Raw genomic sequence first — 16,239 nt, 5'->3', positions numbered from 1 at the left:
TTTGGTGATCGGTGCTCTTTTTTGTGAGCGCCGCTCTCGCTTGAGAACAGTGTGCGCGAGATCGGTGATCCAAAGCAAGAGCGGTGCTCTCGTTTGTGTGCACCGCTCCGCTTCCATGCGACACTCACCCCATGAGCACCGCACACGGCGCCCGAGCCCGAGCCCGGATCGAAGTCACCGCCGCCATCAAGGACGAGGCGCGCAGACAGCTCGCCGCCGACGGTGCCGCCAAGCTCTCACTGCGGGCCGTCGCCCGCGAGCTGGGCATGGCCTCCTCCGCGCTCTACCGCTACTTCCCCAGCCGCGACGACCTCCTCACCGCGCTGATCATCGACGCCTACGACTCCCTCGGCGAGGCGGCCGAGACCGCGCACGACGAGGTCACCGACGCCGGTCCGCTGGGCCGCTGGACCCGGGTGTGCGAGGCGGTGCGCGGCTGGGCGCTCGCGCATCCGCACGAGTACGCGCTGATCTACGGCTCCCCGGTGCCCGGCTACACCGCGCCGCAGGCGACCGTCCCGGCCGCCTCCCGGGTCGGGCTGCTGCTCATCCGGATCCTGCGCGACGCGCAGCGGGAGGTCGGCCTGGCCAGGACCCCGCTCGCCGCCGACCTGCGCACCGAGGCCGCCCGGCTGGCCGCCGATCTCGCCCCCGACCTGCCGCCGGAGGTGGTCACCGCGCTCGTCGCGGCCTGGGCGCAGCTGTACGGGCTGGTCGGGTTCGAGGTGTTCGGGCAGTTCAACCGGGTCGTGGAGGACCGCGAGCCGTTCTTCCGGCAGGCGGTGACACAACTGGCGCAGGGCGTGGGGCTGGTGGACCCCTACCGGAACGGGGCCGCCCGGCGCCCGGCCGGTCATGGCACCGGGACGGGCGGCAAGGGCAGCAGGGCGGGGTCCTGACGCAGGATCCGCTCGTGCAGTGACCGCAGCGCGGGCCCCGGATCGGCGCCCAGCGCCTGAGCGAGCCGCCGCCGGGTGGCCTCGTAGGCGGTGAGCGCGTCCGTCGGGCGGCCGGTGCGGCACAGCGCCAGCATCAGCAGTTCGGTGAGCCGTTCCCGCAGGGGGTGCGCGGCGACGAGCCGGACGAGTTCATGGACGTACTCGAAGGACCGCCCCAGCTCTATCTCACCGGCCAGCCGTCCCTCGAGGACCGTGAGGCGCTTCTCCGCCCAGCGCAGCCGCTCCGCCGCCAGGTACGGCGCCTTCAGTCCCTCGGCGAAGTCGCCGCGCCACAACTCCTCGGCCCGCCGGGCCAGTTCCACCGCGCGCCCGATGTCACCGGCGTCCCGCGCGGCCAGCGCCCCGTCGACGAGACGCCGCCGTTCGCGCAGGTCGGCGATGTCCGCGCCGGTGAGCCGGTATCCGGCGCCGGTCCAGGTCAGCTCCGGCCCGTGCGGGCCGAGGGCGCGGCGCAGCCCGGAGACGTACTTCTGCACCAGGTTGCGTACGTGGACCGGCGGCTCGCCGTCCCAGACGGCCTCCACCAGACCCTCGTAGGACAGGGGCCGGTCCTCCTGGAGGAGGAGGACCGCGAGCACCGCGCGCTGCTTCGGCGGGCCCAGGGGCAGGTCGACGCCGTCGCGTGACGCGCGCAGCGGGCCGAGCAGTTCGAAGCGCGGGACGCCCTGGCCGCCACCCCGCCCCTGACCGTCCGGTGCCGGTGCCGGTGCCGGTGCCGGTGTCGATGTCCCTGTTGTCCCCTCAGCCATGCGGTCGAGCGTATCCCGAGGCCCGTATTCCAGTGGATCTTCCAGCGGGCGTTCCAGCGGTCTCACCGACCGTGAGCCGTGGACAGCGTTCCCTTCCCGGAGAAAGGCCCCTCCCATGCTCACCCGGCTCGGCCGTCTGGCCGTGCGGCGCAGTCGCGCCGTCCTGCTCGGCGTCCTGCTCGCCTTCCTCGGCCTCGGCGCGTACGGCGCGGGCGCCCAGAACGATCTCGACCTCTCGCGCTGGGACTCGCCCGGCACCGAGTCGGTCCGCGCGGGAGAGGTGCTGCGCGACGAGTTCGGCACCGGCAACCCCAACCTCGCGCTCCTCGTCACGGCCCGCGACGGCGACGTGGACAGCCCGGACACCGCCCGCGCGGCCCGCGAACTCACGGCGGAGATACAGGGGTTGCCGCTGGTCACGGACGTCACCTCCTACTGGGAGGCGAACAGCCCGGCCCTGCGCGGCGAGGACGGCCGCCGCGCCCTGATCCTCGCCCGGCTCGAGGGCACCGCCACCGAGACCCGCGAGGAACTCGCCAGGCTCTCGCCGGAGTTGACCCGTAGCACCGCTCGACTCGAGGTCCGGGTGGGCGGCCAGGAGGAGATCTCGCGTCAGGTCAGCGAGCAGGCCCGCGCCGACTTCCTGCGTGCGGAGGTCTTCGCGCTCCCGGCCGTGCTGCTTCTGCTGATCCTGGTCTACCGGCGCACGGCCGCCGCCCTGCTGACGGTGGCGGTCGGGCTGTTCGCGGTGCTCGGCACGCTGGCGGGGCTGCGGGCGGTCGCGCAGTTCACGGAGGTGTCGACGTTCGCCGCGAACCTGGCGCTCGTCCTCGGGCTCGGACTGGGCGTCGACTACAGCCTGTTCGTGATCAACCGGTACCGCGAGGAGCGGGCCGCCGGACACGCCCAGCCGGAGGCCGTGGTGCGGGCGACCCGGGTGGCCGGGCGGACGGTCGTCTTCAGCGGGGTGACGGTGGCGGTGTCGCTGTGCGCGCTGCTGGTGTTCCCGTTCTTCTTCCTCAGCTCCTTCGCGTACGCCGGGGTGTTCGTGGTGCTCACCGCCGTCACCGGAGCGGTGCTGTTCCTGCCCGCCGCGCTCGCCCGTTGGGGCCACCGCGTGGAACGCGCCACCGTCCCCGCTTCCGGCTTCTGGCACCGCACCGCCCTGCACGCCATGCGCCGCCCCCTGCTCGCGGGCGCCGGAGTCCTCACCGTCATCCTCGTCGCCGCGTCCCCGCTGCTCGGCCTGCGCTTCGGCCTGCCCGACGAGCGCACCCTCCCCGAGGGCACCTCCTCGCGCACCACCTCCGAGATCGTGCACCGCGAGTTCGCCGCCGAACCCACCGACACCATCCAGGTGGTCCTCGCCGAACCCACCGGCACGCGCGCGTACGCCGCCGCCCTCTCCCGCGTCCCCGGCGTGTACCAGGTCGACGCGCCCGAGGGCAGCTACCGCGACGGCCGCCGCACCGGCGCCCCCGGCCAGGACCGGCTGACCGCGCCCGACGGACGGGTGCGGCTGGCCGTCGTACCCACCCAGGAGGCCATGTACGGCGACGTCCCCGCCTTCGTCGAACGCGTCCGTGAGACCCCGGCCCCCGCGCCCGCCCTGGTCGGCGGCTACCCCGGCGAGACCACCGACTTCCGCGCCACCCTCCTCGAGCGGCTCCCGGTCGCCGTCGGGCTGGTGCTGGTGGCGACGTACGTGATCCTCTTCCTGATGACCGGGAGCGTGCTGCTGCCGCTCAAGGCGACCGTGCTCAACCTGCTCAGCCTGGCGGTGATGTTCGGCTGTCTGGTGTGGGTCTTCCAGGACGGCAACCTGTCCGGGCCGCTCGGCTTCACCCCGACCGGTTCCATCGAGCCGAGCATCCCGGTGCTGATGTTCTGCGTGGCGTACGGGCTGTCGATGGACTACGAGGTGTTCCTGCTGGCCCGCATCAAGGAGGAGCACGAGCGCACCGGTGACACCGTGCGCGCCGTCGGCGAGGGCATCCGGCGCAGCGCGCCGCTGGTCACCGCGGCGGCCGGGATCCTCGCGCTGTCCTTCCTGTCGTACGCCACCGGCGGCGTCGTCTTCCTGAAGGAACTCGGCATCGGCACGGCCCTGACGATCCTCGTGGACGCCACCCTCATCCGTGTGGTGCTGCTGCCGGTGACGATGCGGCTGGCGGGCCGCGCGAACTGGTGGGCGCCCCGCGCGCTGCGCCGTGTCCGGGTGCGGGAGGAACCGGTGGCCGACGTACTGCCCAGGGAGTACGTGTGATCACCACGCGCGGGTGACGTCGGAGCGGGTGCGCGGCGTCTAGCGTGGCGGTCATGGACGAGCGGCGCGTACGGGGGCCGGGGTGGTTCCGCCAGGGACCGGCCTGGTGGCGGCAGGGGCCGCCGTGGGCCTCCCGGTGGGACGACGACGAGGTCCCGGGCGGCGCCCGCTGGCCCTGGCGGTCCACCCTGCTGCTGACGGCGTTCGTGCTGGTCGGTTCCACCTTCGCCGCGCACGGCCAGGAGGGCGAGCGGGCGGCCCTCGACCCGTTCGCGCGGGTGCTGCTGGTGGTGGCCGCGGGGCTGCTGCTGTGGCGGAAGCGGTATCCGGTGCCGGTGCTGTTCGGCACGGCTGCCGCCGCGGCGACCTATCTGGGCGCCGGTTATCCGTACGGGCCGGTCTTCCTCACCGTGGCCGTCGCCTGCTTCAGCGCCGTCGTCGCCGGGCACCGCCGGGCCGCCTGGACCGCGGTGGGGGTGCTGTGGGCCGCGCATGTGCTGGTGGCGCACTGGCTGTACCGGTGGCTGCCGCCGTCGGGGGACTCGGCGCTCTCGTGGGGGCAGGAGGCGGTCGTCCTCGCCTGGGTGGTGGCGATCATGGCCCTGGCGGAGCTGGCCCGGGTCCGGCGCGAGCAGTGGGCCCGGGAGCGGGCGGAGCGGGCGCAGGCGGCCCGGCGGCGCGCGGACGAGGAGCGGCTGCGCATCGCCCGCGAACTGCACGACGTCCTGGCGCACAGCATCTCCGTGATCAACGTGCAGGCCGGTGTCGGTCTCGCGCTGCTGGACTCCGACCCCGAGCAGGCGCGTACGGCGCTCACCACCATCAAGGCCGCCAGCAAGGAGGCGCTCGGCGAGGTCCGCCAGGTGCTCGCCAACCTGCGCGCGCCCGGAGAGGCGCCGCGCGCCCCCGCCCCCGGCCTGGACCGGCTGCCCGAGCTGGTGACCCAGGCGGCGAGCGCGGGCCTGACCGTCGAGGTCGAGGGAAAGCACCCCCGGCTGCCACCCGGCACCGACCTGGCCGCCTTCCGGATCGTCCAGGAGGCCCTCACCAATGTCGTACGGCACTCCGGTTCGCGGCACGCGCGCGTGCGGTTCGATCCGGCGGGCGGCGCGCTGCGGCTGCGCGTCGACGACGACGGGCCCGCGACCGGCGCCGACGCGGGCGGCGGCGGCAACGGTCTGGCCGGGATGCGGGAGCGGGCCGCGGCGCTGGGTGGCACCATCGAGGCGGGCCCGCGCCCGGACGGCGGCTTCACGGTGCTCGCCGTACTGCCGTTGACCGGTACGACAGCCAAGGAGGGCGACCGGTGATCCGCGTACTGCTCGCCGACGACCAGTCACTGGTCCGCGCGGGATTCCGGGCGCTGCTGGACGCGCAGCCCGACATCGAGGTCGCCGGGGAGGCCGCCGACGGGGAGGAGGCCGTGCGCGCGGTGCGCGAACTGCGGCCCGACGTCGTCCTCATGGACATCCGCATGCCCGCGCTCGACGGACTGGCCGCGACCCGTCACCTCACCGGTGACGCCGGGCTGAAGGACGTCAAGGTCGTCATGCTGACCACCTTCGAACTCGACGAGTACGTCTTCGAGGCGATCCGCTCGGGCGCCTCCGGCTTCCTGGTGAAGGACACCGAGCCGGAGGAACTGCTGCGCGCGGTACGGGCGGTGGTCGACGGTGACGCGTTGCTCTCGCCCGGTGTGACCCGCCGCCTCATCGCCGAGTTCGCGGCCCGCTCCAAGGAACCCGCCGGGGCCGACGCGCTCGCCGGGCTCACCGAGCGGGAGCGGGAGGTGATGGCCCTGGTCGGCATCGGCCTGTCCAACGAGGAGATCGCCCGCCGACTGGTCGTCAGCCCGCTCACCGCCAAGACCCATGTGAGCCGCACCATGGTGAAGCTCGGCGCCCGCGACCGGGCCCAACTGGTCGTCCTCGCCTATGAGTCGGGGTTGGTGCGGCCGGGCTGGCTGGGCTGACCGGCGGCCCGCTGGAAGCGGACGAGGACGGCGACGACCCGGGCGGTGAACAGCGCCGGCCCGAGCACCAGGCCCGTGCGCACCAGTACGGTCTCCAGCGGTCCCGGCAGCGTGAACAGCAGCGCGGGACCGGCGACCGCCCCGAACACCACCGCCGCCGCGAACGCCGCGCTGCACAGCGCGTACCCGATCTCGACCGTGATCGCGTCCCGGTCGGCCTGGGTCCGCCGCCCACCGTCATGGGCCCGCGTCCGCCGTCCCCCGTCGTAGGTCATCCGGTGAGTCAAACAGGCGTGTGCCCGGCGGGACAAGCGGCCCCGCCGGGCACACCGGGAGACGGTCCCCCTAGTCGCGGACCGGTACCCGCTCCGCCTCCGTCTCCTTCACGGTGGACTGGGCGACGACGAGGGACTGCCGCGGGCGTCCGGTGCGCAGCCCCGTCAGGGTGATCAGCAGCCCGGCGAGGGCGATGCCGGTGATGACGATCAGGCCGGGCCGGTAGCTGTCGAGGACGCCCTGCGGGGTGGCGTTCTCGGGCGCGTGCGCGGTCACCACCGCCGTGACGACGGCCAGGAAGATCGCGCCGCCGACCTGCACCGAGGTGTTGAGCAGCCCGGAGACCATGCCCTGCTCGTGGTCGTCGACGCCGTTGGTGGCCTGGATGTTGAGCGAGGGGAAGACCAGCGCGCAGGCCGCGCCGATCAGCAGCATGCTCGGCAGGATCGCGACCGCGTAGACCGGGTCCAGGTCGACGCCGAGGAACAGCGCGTAGCCGACGACCATCAGGGCGAAGCCCAGGGTGAGCAGGCGCGGGGTGCCGAACCGGTCGACGATCGCGCCCATCTTGGTGGCCGACAGCGCGACCAGCACACCGGCGGGCAGGAAGGCGAGCGCCGTGTGCAGCGCGGACCAGCCCAGCAGGGACTGCATGTACAGCGTGACCAGGAACTGGAATCCGACGTACGACCCGAAGAAGGCCATCGCGCCGAGCTGGGCGCGGATCTGGTTGCCGGAGCGCAGCACACCGAGCCGGATCAGTGGTCCGGGCGACCGGCGCTCGACGGCCACGAAGACGGTCAGCAGGACGGCGACGGCCAGGAAGGACAGCAGCGTACGGGCGCTGGCCCAGCCGACCTCGGGTGCCTGGACGACGGTGAACACCAGCAGCAGCATCGAGGCGGTGCCGAGGACGGCGCCCGGGATGTCGTAGCCGTTGTGGTCCTTCTCGCGGGCGCTGCGCGGCAGCAGCTTCAGGCCCGCGATGAGGGCGATCAGCGCGATCGGCGCGGGCAGCAGCATGGTCAGGCGCCAACTGGCCTCGGTGAGCAGGCCGGAGAGCACCAGGCCCATGGAGAAGCCGGTGGCCGCGCAGGTGGTGTAGATGGACAGGGCGCGGTTGCGCAGGGTGCCCTGTGGGAACGTGGTGGTGATGATCGACAGGCCCGCGGGCGCGGTGAAGGCCGCGCTGAGGCCCTTGATGAAGCGGCTGGCGATCAGCAGTGGGCCCGAGTCGACGAGGCCGCCGAGCAGCGAGGCGAGCGCGAAGACGCCGAGGGCGACCAGGAAGACCTGGCGGCGGCCCAGCAGGTCGGCCGTCCGGCCGCCGAGGAGCAGCAGACCGCCGTAGCCGAGGATGTAGCCGCTGACGATCCATTGCAGCGTCGAGGTCGACAGACCCAGGTCGGAGCCGATGGACGGCAGGGCCACGCCGACCATCGACACATCGAGCGCGTCGAGGAACATCGCGGCGCAGAGCACCAGGAGGGTGCCCCACAGGCGCGGGGTCCAGCGCCCCTCGGACGCGGGGAGGGTGTGCGGAGAGGTCATGACCCCAGACACTACATGCACATGCATGAGGTGCAAGTGCATTTAATTACGATGCAACAAAGCCGTTTCTCTGCTACCGTGCGGACATGGCGGCGAAGACGGCCGAACAGGCTCTCGTGGATCAGTGGCGGGACATCCTGGCCCTGCACTCGCGCACCCAGTGCGAACTCGACCGCGCCCTGCACGAACACGGCTTGTGCGCCAGCGACTTCGAGGTGCTCGATGTCCTGGCCGAGGACGCCACCGCCCAGTGCGTGCGCTCCTACCGCGTCCAGGAGATCGCCGAGCGGGTCCATCTGAGCCAGAGCGCCCTGTCCCGGCTGATCGCCCGGCTGGAGAAGGACGGGCTCGTCGAACGCGGCATGTGCCCGGAGGACCGCCGGGGCGTGCGCGTGGGGCTCACCGCGCGGGGGCGCGCGCTGCACGGACGGGTACTGCCGGTGCAGCGCGCGGTGCTGACGCGGATGCTGACGAACTGAGCCGGGCTCAGTTCCAGGTGACCGCCGAGGCGGCGCGCCACAGGTCGGTGATCGCGCTGTCCCCGGTCACCTCCGGGAAGGGCACCCGGTTCCACAGCGCCAGGTAGAGCCCGGCCACCGGACCGCTGATCTCGCAGTCGGCGTCGCTCCCGTCGTCGCCGTACGCCGTCACCGGCGCCTCGGTGGACAGGTGCACGGTCCACACCCCGCCGTCCGGTACGTCCGTCGCGCGTATGCGCAGCACCCGGGGCTCCGCGGTGCGGACCTTGCTCTTGCCGCGGGCGTGCATGCCGCGCAGCAGCTCGTCGATGCCGTCGACGGCGAAGTCACGGTCGATCCCGCTCGGCGTGCCGCCGCGCGCCGACTCCGCGTCGAACCGGTGCACGGTCGTCTCGTGCGCCTGCCGCCGCGCCCAGAACGCCAGCGGTGACGGGGCGGGCAGGAAGTGCCAGCACTCCACGTCGGGCGGGGCGGCGGAGAGGGTCGCCACCAGCCGCCGGTGGCCGTCCTCGAACCAGTCGAGCAGCGCGGCGCCGTCCAGGTCCGGCAGCCCCCCGTCGGGGTGGTAGGAGGTGTATCCCTCGGCGACGAACGCGGTGGCCCAGCGGTGCACCATGCCGGTGTGCCGCAACAGGTCGCGCAGCTGCCAGCCCGGACAGGGCGGCACCTTGGCATCGGGCCCCGCCTCGGCGGCGGCACCCGCCAGCAACCGGCCCTCCCGGTCCAGGACATCGATGTACTCGGCAGTTTCCATGGGCGGAGTCTGCCGGATGGAGTGGGCTGCAGCGCAAGGGCCGTCTCACGGACGCGTGGCAGGACGGTCGATTGAGGGCGGGGCGGGAGGGGAACTCGCGCACACGCCATGCGTTCCCCCGGCGCCGAGGAGACCGACGTGACCGACGCACACCACCCCCGGCAGAACCCGGCGACCCGGCATCCGCAGCCCGACTTCCCCGCCCAGGACCAGCCCCATCCCGGCTGGACGGGTCCCATGGACCCACCTCCCGACCACGGCGAGGAGACCTACCGCGGCAGCGGCCGACTCACCGACCGCAAGACGGTCATCACCGGCGGTGACTCCGGTATCGGCCGCGCGGTCGCCCTGGCCTTCGCCCGTGAGGGCGCCGATGTGCTCCTCACCTACCTGCGGGAGGAGGAGAACGAGGCGCGCGAGACGACCCGCCTGGTGGAGGACGCGGGCCGCAAGGCCGTCGCCGTCTCCTGTGACATCCGCGAGGAGGAGAACTGCCGGGCGCTGATCGGGCGGGCGGTCGCCGAGTTCGGCCGTGTCGACGTGCTGGTGAACAACGCCGCGTTCCAGATGTCCCAGCCCGACGGCATCGAGGCGATCCCCACCGAGCAGTTCGACCGGGTGATGCGGACCAACCTGTACGGGATGTTCTGGCTGACCAAGTTCGCCCTGCCGTACATCCCGGAGGGCGGCAGCGTCATCAACTCCACGTCCGTGCAGGCCTACAAGCCCAGCCCGCACCTGCTCGACTACGCGATGACCAAGGGCGCGATCGTCACCTTCACCCACGGGCTGGCCCAGATGCTCGCCGGGCGCGGCATCCGGGTCAACGCGGTGGCGCCCGGCCCGGTGTGGACGCCGCTGATCCCCTCGACGCTCCCCGACACGGCGGAGTTCGGCAAGCAGAGCCCCCTGGGCCGCCCGGCCCAGCCCGCCGAACTGGCGCCCGCGTACGTCTATCTGGCGTCGCAGGAGGCGAGTTACGTGACCGCGGAGATCCTGAACGTGACGGGCGGCACGCCGTTGCCGTGAGAGGCTGGTTCGGCCGCCGCGTGCTTCCCCGTCAACTCCACGGCCCCGCATCATCGTTGCATGTCGATTCCCGGGACGGCCGCGGAGCGGGGCAGTGCTCCGGTGGGGCCGGTGGTGACGGTGGACACCGACGCGGTCGCGGTGGCGGACCGGTTCGGCTGGTGGGGCGACCTGGTGGGCCAGGAGGTCATGTCCGTCACGATCCGCAGCCCGCACGCGCCCCGCTTCGAGGGACGGGCGGAGATCGTCCAACTGCCGCACAGCCAGGTGGGCACCTACACCTACTCCCCGATGAGCGCCCGGCGCTCACCGGTGCAGATCCGGCAGGACGACCCCGAGGACTACTTCCTCGTCATGGTCGGGGACAACAGCTCGATCCGGCTGGAGCAGGGGCGCGCCACCGCCTGCCTCGACGCCGGTGACCTGGCCCTGTTCTCCACGTCGTACCCGCTGGCCTGCGAGTTCATCGACCGCGGCGGGCCCTGCCGGACGACGCAGCTGCGGCTGCCGCGAGGCCTGCTGCCGCTGACCGGCGGACGGGCGGACCGGCTGCTGGCCGAACCGCTGTCCGGTCGGTCCGGGTCCGGGGCCCTGCTCGGCGCGTATCTCTCCGGGCTCGCCCAGGCCGCCCGCGCCTGCGGGCCCGCGGAACTGGCCCGGCTCGGCGCCATCGGGGTGGACCTGGCCGCCTCCCTGCTCGCCGCGCACCTCGGCGACGAGGAGCGGCTGCCCGCCGAGACACGGCAGGCGGCACTCCTCGCCCGTGTCAACGCCTTCATCGACCACCACCTGGCCGACCCCGAGCTGCGCCCCGCGGCCATCGCCGCCCACCACCACATCTCCTTACGCACCCTGCACCTGCTCTTCCAGAGCGAACCGGAGTCCGTGGCGGCCACCATCCGGCGCCGCCGACTGGAGCGCTCCCGGGCCGAGCTGACCGACCCCGGGCTGCGGCACCTGTCCATCGGCGAGATCGCCGCCCGCTGGGGCTTCCGCCACCCCGCCGACTTCAGCCGCGCCTTCCGGGGCGCCTACGGTGTCCCGCCGAGCGAGGTCCGGGCGGCTGCGCCGGATGCGAAGGAGGACTGCGCGCGCTGCCAATGACAGCGCCGGTCGGCTCGGGCGACAGTGGGCGCGCGGCATCCCAGGTGGCGCAGGGGACAGGGCTCGCGCTCCGTGTCGGTCGTCGGCCACGGGCACGGCATCTCCTGGGGGGACCTGACGCGCGCTGGGGTGCCGCCCCGAGCGACGCACTGACCGGACGGGAACGGGATCGGGCCGCGGGAACCGCACGGAAACGGGACCTGGGCCGAACGGGGGCGTGTTGAAGAACTTCCTCATGGACTGGGCCGTGCCGTTCGACCTCGGCGTGCTCCCCGAGAACGCCATGCCGCTGCTGGACTTCACGGTGCCCGGACACCCCCGGCGATGGCAGGCGGCCTCCTCCGTGCTGGAACGGGCGGGGCGGGACCCGGCCCATCGGCATCTGTGCGGGGTGGTGCTGCTGCGGGCGGGCCTGCCCCACACGGCGAGAGAGGCCCTCGAGGAGGCGGTCGCGGAACTCGGCGCCGCCGCGCCCGGCACCGACCGGCACACCGATCTCGTCCGAGCCGACCTGGCCACGGCCTACGCCCATGGCGACGCGTGGGAGAAGGCCATCGGCGTCCTCGCCGACCTGCTGAACAACTGGCCGGACCCCGACCTCACCGACCGCCACGGGGAACGGCTGGCGACGCGCCTGCGCGAACTGGTCCGCCACACGCACCTCAAGCTCTGGGAGATCGACTTCCAGCGGCTGCGAGCCGAGATGTTCCAGGAGTCGGCCGCAGCGGGCGAGATCACCAGGAGCCAGCGGCTGAGCTGGGCGCGCACCCTCATCGCCGAGGCGGAGGAGTCACCGGCCATCGAGCCCTACGACAGGGCGGCCCAGGTGCTCACCTCGCTCATCGAGGAGGACACCACCGACGTCGTCGCGCTGGAGATGCTCGTACGCCTCCATGCGGCAGCGGGCAGCGACAGCCCCGGACTCGTGGAACTGACCCGGCGCAGACTCCACGCCGTCGCCCCGCACTCCGCCGCCCTGCGGGTGAGCGCGCCGCGCTCCCGGATGGAGCGGGGGCTGCACTGGGTGGAGAGTTCCAAGGAATCGCTCGCCCTGCTGGACTCGGTCAGATACAGCGAGGGCGAGGGCCAGGTCGCGTGGCTGAAGCTACGGCTCCTGGCGCGGGCCCGGACCGACGTTCCCGACTACGCCTTCTGCGCCGCGCTCTCCGCCCTCGACCAGGGCTGGCTGGAGGACGCGCACCGGCTGCTGACCCCGGTGCAGGACACCTTGCAGGACGTACACCGGCACGTACTGGCCGACGCCTTCGCACGAGCCGGGCAGGGGTCGTCATGAGGGGCCTGGGGCAGCGGGACCCGGTCGACGCGCTGCTGGACATCGACACGCTGGAGAAGCTGCTGAGCGAGCTGTCCCGCGTACCACCCGGGACGCGTGACACCGTCGCGGAGGAACTCGACCAGCGCCGGGCGGCGGCACAGGCGGCGGGCCGTCCGGCACGGGCCCGTTTCGTGGCGCATGTCGGCCAGCTGGCCCGCAGGCTGTGGGCGCAGGAGGAGCCCCCGGACTCCGGCTTCGAGCGGCTGGTGGTCGAGGTCAGCGCGGTCCCCGGACTCTTCGCCCAGTTCCTCGCCCTGCGGGCGCGTCGCGACGCCTTTCCCGCGGACGCCACCGCGGTGGCGGAGGAGGCGCTGTGGCAGCAGGAGCACCTGAGCACCGAAGGCCGCACCCGCACCATGACCGCCGTGTGCATGGCCGCGGGCGACCCCGTCAGCCGGATCAGGGGGCGCGGCTTCTGGTCGTTCTGCCAGTCGGAGCGCGCCCAGACACTGGAACGCGTGGGCGCCGCCGACAGCGCCGAGTACACCTGGTACCGGGCATGGGCCCTCTGGCACGGCGAACGGGCCCTGCGGGAACTGCGCACCCTGGACGTCGCCACGCGCGGCGGAGGCGGCAGCGACCTGACCCTGCTGGTGCACTCGATGGCGGCACGCGCCCACCGCGCCTTCGACGACCATCTGACGTCCGCCGCCCTCATGCTGGAATGCCGGGAGACGGTCAGACCGGAGACGGTCACCACGGAGTGGCTGCACTTCGAACGGGCGTTGGCGGGGGACCTGGGACACCTCGGCCGGCACCGTGCTGCCCGGCGGATCCTGGACGAGGCGGTGCGGGCGGCGGAGCAGCAGGCGGGCACCGACCCGAGCCTTTGGGTGGCGGAGATGCTCGAGGCGCGCGGCGTGGCCGCGTTCGACCACGGGCAGCCGCGCGCCGCGGAGGTCGACGTGCGCGCCGCCGCCCGCATCCTGCGCGCCCGGGGCCGGGACGACAGCGAGGCGATGAGTCTGGCCGCCCAGTGTCTGCTGGCGCGTGGTCGGCACCGGGAGGCGCTGCGCGCGTTCGAGGAGAACCTGACCGCCGTCGAACGCCGGGGCGGGGTCACCGCCGCCCACCGGGCCCTCGTCGGGCAGGCGCTCCTCGAGCTGGGCCGGGTCGAGCGGGCGGCCGAGCAGTACCTGCGCGCCCTGGCGGAGGTCCGCGCCCATCCGTACCCCCTGCGCGTCGAAGCGGACATCGCCGAAGGGCTCGGCCGGACGGCCGGACGTCTGGGCCGACCGGTCGAGGCGCTGGACTGGTTCTTCCACGCCGCCCGCACCAGGGCCCGGTTCGGCTGGAGCCGCGTGGCGGGCAGTCGCCTCGGCAAGAACATCGCCTGGCTCTGCGAGGGCCCGCGCCCCGCGGTGATCGCCGCCGAGGCACTCCCACCCCTGGGGGCGCTGTTCGAGTCCTGGAGCGAGGGGCGCCATCCCGAGGGGCGGCTGTGGGTGGGCCAGGCGCTCGTCCGCTGTCTGCTGCTGCTCGCCAGACGCGGGGAGGCCCTCGGCCTGGCGCGGTCCCTGGTGACCGAGGCGGCGGCACCCGACGACGACCTCTGGGCGAAGGCGTGCCGCTTCTACGGCGAGACCTTCCTCGACGAGCCGGAACTGCGGCAGGAGTGCCTCGAACTGCTCCTCGCCGTACGGGACTTCGAGCGGGAGCGACTGGACGCCGAGCACGACGCCGATGTCCGGGCCGAACGCGTCGGCGAACTCCTGCCGTTGTACGAGTCCCTGCTGCGGCTGCTGGTCCACCACGGCGACGAACTGGACCCGCCTGATCAGCGCGGTCCCCTGGAACTCGCCTTCGACCTCCACGAGGAGATCCGCTCACTGGACGTGGTGAGCGACCTCGCCGCCGCGCCGCTGCCGGAACCCGCGCAGGTGCCCGAGCACCTGCTCGCGGCGGAGCGGAGCCAGTTGGCGGCGGCGCGGATGATCCGTGACGTGCAGAGCGTGTCCAGGATGCCGAGCCATCTCACCGCGTACGTCGCGCACGGCCTCGGCCGGACGCAGGACAAGCTGTACACGGCCATGCTCCCGTACGCGCCCGACTACGTACGGCTGCGCACCGCGAAGCCCGCCAGCCTCGCCGAGGTGAGCGCCCTGCTCGCGCGCGAGGCGCCGGACGAGGGCCTGGTCCTGGTCTCCTACTTCTGCGGCCCTTCCTGGACGTTCTGCTTCGTCCTCGACTCGCGCGATCCCACCGGTGACGTCCGCGTGCACGGCGCCAGGCTGAGCCGTGCGGAGGTGGCCGACGCCGCGGTACGGATGCGCCGGGCCGTCAACGGGGACCCCGAGGCCTGCCCGCCGACCCCGCCCCTGCACCCGCGTCGGCCGCACCGCAGGGACCTCGGCTTCCTCGAGCCGGTCGCCGACCGTGCGCTGCCCTTCCAGGGCCGGTTCGGCGGCCGTGCGCTGGTGGCCCTGGCCCCCCACGGGCCGCTCGGCCAACTCCCCATGGCGGCGCTCCCGTTGCCGGACGACAGTCGGCTCGGCGAGCACCATCCGGTCGTCCACCTGCCCAGCCTCACCACTTTGCGCTACGTCCTGCTCGGCGAGGCACCCGGACCGCCCGTCCGGCCGCTGGTCGTGGGCGTCGCGGGCCGCGGCGACCGCGTGGCCGACTTCGAGAGGGACGGCGACCTGTTCCACGAGCAAGGCCCCGTCCGCGTGCTCACCGGAACCGACGCTACCCCGGACGCCGTGCTGTCCGCCCTGCCCGAGCACGATCTGGCCCACATCACCTGCCACGGGTACGCGGACACCGACGACCCCCTGGACTCCTGCGTCCTCCTCTCCGACGGACGCGCGCGCCCGGACGCCCGATGGGAGGGCCATGACCTACGGGACCGGCTCGACTTCCTGCTGCGCGCCCGTGACCTGGCACGCGGCGACGGGGCACCCAGGACCGTGGTGCTGCGGGCCTGTTCCACGGGCTGGAGCAGCCCGGACCACCAGGGCGAGGACCTCACCGGCCTGACCCGGGGCCTGCTGCGCGCCGGGGCCCGCACCGTGCTCGCCCCCGTCTGGAACACGGACCGCGGCAGCTCCGCGGAACTGCTGACCGCCTTCCACCGCCACCGGCTCGCGGGGCAGCCCGCGTGGCGCGCCCTCTGGCTGGCCCAGCGGGCGCTCGCCCAGGACCCCGAACGCCGCTGGCTCGCGCATCCCTACCACTGGGCCGTGTTCACCCTGACCGGGGACTGGCGCTGATCGCCCCCAAGGAAGAAACCGGAAAGAAGGGACCGCGTTGGCCACCACCGACACCCTCACCGACCGCTCGGTGTTCCTCTCCTTGCGGGAGATCACCGAGGATCTCGCCGTCCGCGTCCCCACCCTCCCCGAGAACAGGGAGGAGGCGTGGGCGGTACTGCTCGCCCTCGCGGAGGCGGACGGCGCCGGGACCCGGGCCGTCCGGGACGCGGCACAGGGCACCGGGGAGACCCACGCCCGGATCGGGCGGCGCCTGCTCCAGGACATGCTGGCCGCCCCCGAGTCCGCGCCGGAGGCCTCCGCCGTACTGGCGGACCCGCCGACGGACGACCAGCTCGCGGCCGTACCCGCCGACACGGCGCTGGTGCTGGGCTCGGCCCTCGTCGTGTGGCTGTCCGTCCGGTTCGACGTCAAGATCACGCGCCGGGACGGCAAGAACAGCTACAGCCTGTCGTTCGGCAAGGAGCCGTCGCGCGCCGGAGCCATGGCCAAGGCGGTGGAGACCCTGGTCCGGCTGTTCCAGGGCGACACACCTCCGGGACCGTAGCCGCC

General features: G+C 73.4%; 14 protein-coding genes. 10 read left to right on the top strand and 4 right to left on the bottom strand.

Features of this window, described 5'->3' with window-relative positions; all coding sequences use genetic code 11:
- The first annotated feature begins 131 nt into the window (after positions 1 to 131).
- Positions 132 to 899: a TetR/AcrR family transcriptional regulator gene (locus ACFVQG_RS02275; RefSeq protein WP_383375837.1), complete on the top strand. Its 768-nt coding sequence runs from the start codon at positions 132 to 134 to the stop codon at positions 897 to 899.
- On the opposite strand, the gene ACFVQG_RS02270 is transcribed toward ACFVQG_RS02275, so the two are convergent.
- On the bottom strand, positions 854 to 1,708 hold the full coding sequence (locus ACFVQG_RS02270; protein WP_383375835.1) for a BTAD domain-containing putative transcriptional regulator: 855 nt from the start codon (positions 1,706 to 1,708) through the stop codon (positions 854 to 856). The two genes, ACFVQG_RS02275 and ACFVQG_RS02270, sit on opposite strands and share 46 nt — an antisense overlap.
- A gap of 115 nt (positions 1,709 to 1,823) precedes the next feature.
- Between ACFVQG_RS02270 and ACFVQG_RS02265 the strand changes: the two genes are divergently transcribed.
- The 3 genes from ACFVQG_RS02265 to ACFVQG_RS02255 are packed head-to-tail and all read left to right on the top strand — an operon-like array spanning position 1,824 to position 5,946.
- On the top strand, positions 1,824 to 3,974 hold the full coding sequence (locus ACFVQG_RS02265) for an MMPL family transporter (protein ID WP_383375833.1): 2,151 nt from the start codon (positions 1,824 to 1,826) through the stop codon (positions 3,972 to 3,974).
- Between the two features lie 53 nt (positions 3,975 to 4,027).
- Positions 4,028 to 5,284, top strand: a complete 1,257-nt coding sequence (locus tag ACFVQG_RS02260; RefSeq protein ID WP_383375831.1) for a sensor histidine kinase — start codon at positions 4,028 to 4,030, stop codon at positions 5,282 to 5,284.
- Positions 5,281 to 5,946: a response regulator gene (locus ACFVQG_RS02255; RefSeq protein ID WP_383375828.1), complete on the top strand. Its 666-nt coding sequence runs from the start codon at positions 5,281 to 5,283 to the stop codon at positions 5,944 to 5,946. Before ACFVQG_RS02260 ends, ACFVQG_RS02255 begins: the two co-directional genes overlap by 4 nt.
- On the opposite strand, the gene ACFVQG_RS02250 is transcribed toward ACFVQG_RS02255, so the two are convergent.
- Positions 5,907 to 6,221 (bottom strand): DUF6332 family protein, encoded by a 315-nt coding sequence (locus ACFVQG_RS02250; protein WP_383375826.1) that lies wholly within the window; start codon positions 6,219 to 6,221, stop codon positions 5,907 to 5,909. The two genes, ACFVQG_RS02255 and ACFVQG_RS02250, sit on opposite strands and share 40 nt — an antisense overlap.
- 70 nt (positions 6,222 to 6,291) lie before the next feature.
- The gene (locus ACFVQG_RS02245; RefSeq protein WP_383375824.1) at positions 6,292 to 7,773 is read right to left on the bottom strand and encodes an MFS transporter; all 1,482 of its coding nucleotides are present in this window, start codon (positions 7,771 to 7,773) and stop codon (positions 6,292 to 6,294) included.
- 86 nt (positions 7,774 to 7,859) lie between these two features.
- On the opposite strand from ACFVQG_RS02245, the gene ACFVQG_RS02240 reads away from it, so the two are divergent.
- Positions 7,860 to 8,252: a MarR family winged helix-turn-helix transcriptional regulator gene (locus ACFVQG_RS02240; RefSeq protein WP_383375821.1), complete on the top strand. Its 393-nt coding sequence runs from the start codon at positions 7,860 to 7,862 to the stop codon at positions 8,250 to 8,252.
- 7 nt (positions 8,253 to 8,259) lie between these two features.
- On the opposite strand, the gene ACFVQG_RS02235 is transcribed toward ACFVQG_RS02240, so the two are convergent.
- On the bottom strand, positions 8,260 to 9,006 hold the full coding sequence (locus ACFVQG_RS02235; protein WP_383375819.1) for a maleylpyruvate isomerase family mycothiol-dependent enzyme: 747 nt from the start codon (positions 9,004 to 9,006) through the stop codon (positions 8,260 to 8,262).
- A gap of 138 nt (positions 9,007 to 9,144) precedes the next feature.
- Between ACFVQG_RS02235 and ACFVQG_RS02230 the strand changes: the two genes are divergently transcribed.
- From ACFVQG_RS02230 to ACFVQG_RS02210, 5 genes are all read left to right on the top strand, one after another.
- Positions 9,145 to 10,035 (top strand): SDR family oxidoreductase, encoded by an 891-nt coding sequence (locus ACFVQG_RS02230; protein ID WP_383375816.1) that lies wholly within the window; start codon positions 9,145 to 9,147, stop codon positions 10,033 to 10,035.
- A 60-nt stretch (positions 10,036 to 10,095) separates the two neighbouring features.
- Positions 10,096 to 11,139 (top strand): helix-turn-helix domain-containing protein, encoded by a 1,044-nt coding sequence (locus ACFVQG_RS02225; protein ID WP_383375814.1) that lies wholly within the window; start codon positions 10,096 to 10,098, stop codon positions 11,137 to 11,139.
- Positions 11,140 to 11,356: 217 nt separating this feature from the next.
- Positions 11,357 to 12,433, top strand: coding sequence for a hypothetical protein (locus tag ACFVQG_RS02220; RefSeq protein ID WP_383375812.1), 1,077 nt, complete (start codon positions 11,357 to 11,359; stop codon positions 12,431 to 12,433).
- Positions 12,430 to 15,687 (top strand): CHAT domain-containing protein, encoded by a 3,258-nt coding sequence (locus ACFVQG_RS02215; RefSeq protein WP_383375810.1) that lies wholly within the window; start codon positions 12,430 to 12,432, stop codon positions 15,685 to 15,687. The genes ACFVQG_RS02220 and ACFVQG_RS02215 overlap by 4 nt, the downstream gene beginning before the upstream one ends.
- Positions 15,688 to 15,724: 37 nt before the next feature.
- Complete coding sequence (locus tag ACFVQG_RS02210; protein WP_383375808.1) at positions 15,725 to 16,234, top strand: hypothetical protein; 510 nt, start codon at positions 15,725 to 15,727, stop codon at positions 16,232 to 16,234.
- Positions 16,235 to 16,239: the final 5 nt, after the last annotated feature.

The sequence above is a fragment of the Streptomyces sp. NPDC057877 genome, from assembly GCF_042796855.1.
Lineage (GTDB): Bacteria > Actinomycetota > Actinomycetes > Streptomycetales > Streptomycetaceae > Streptomyces.
The sequence above is the reverse complement of the archived record's forward strand: the minus strand, read 5'-3'. Positions and strand labels throughout refer to the sequence as shown.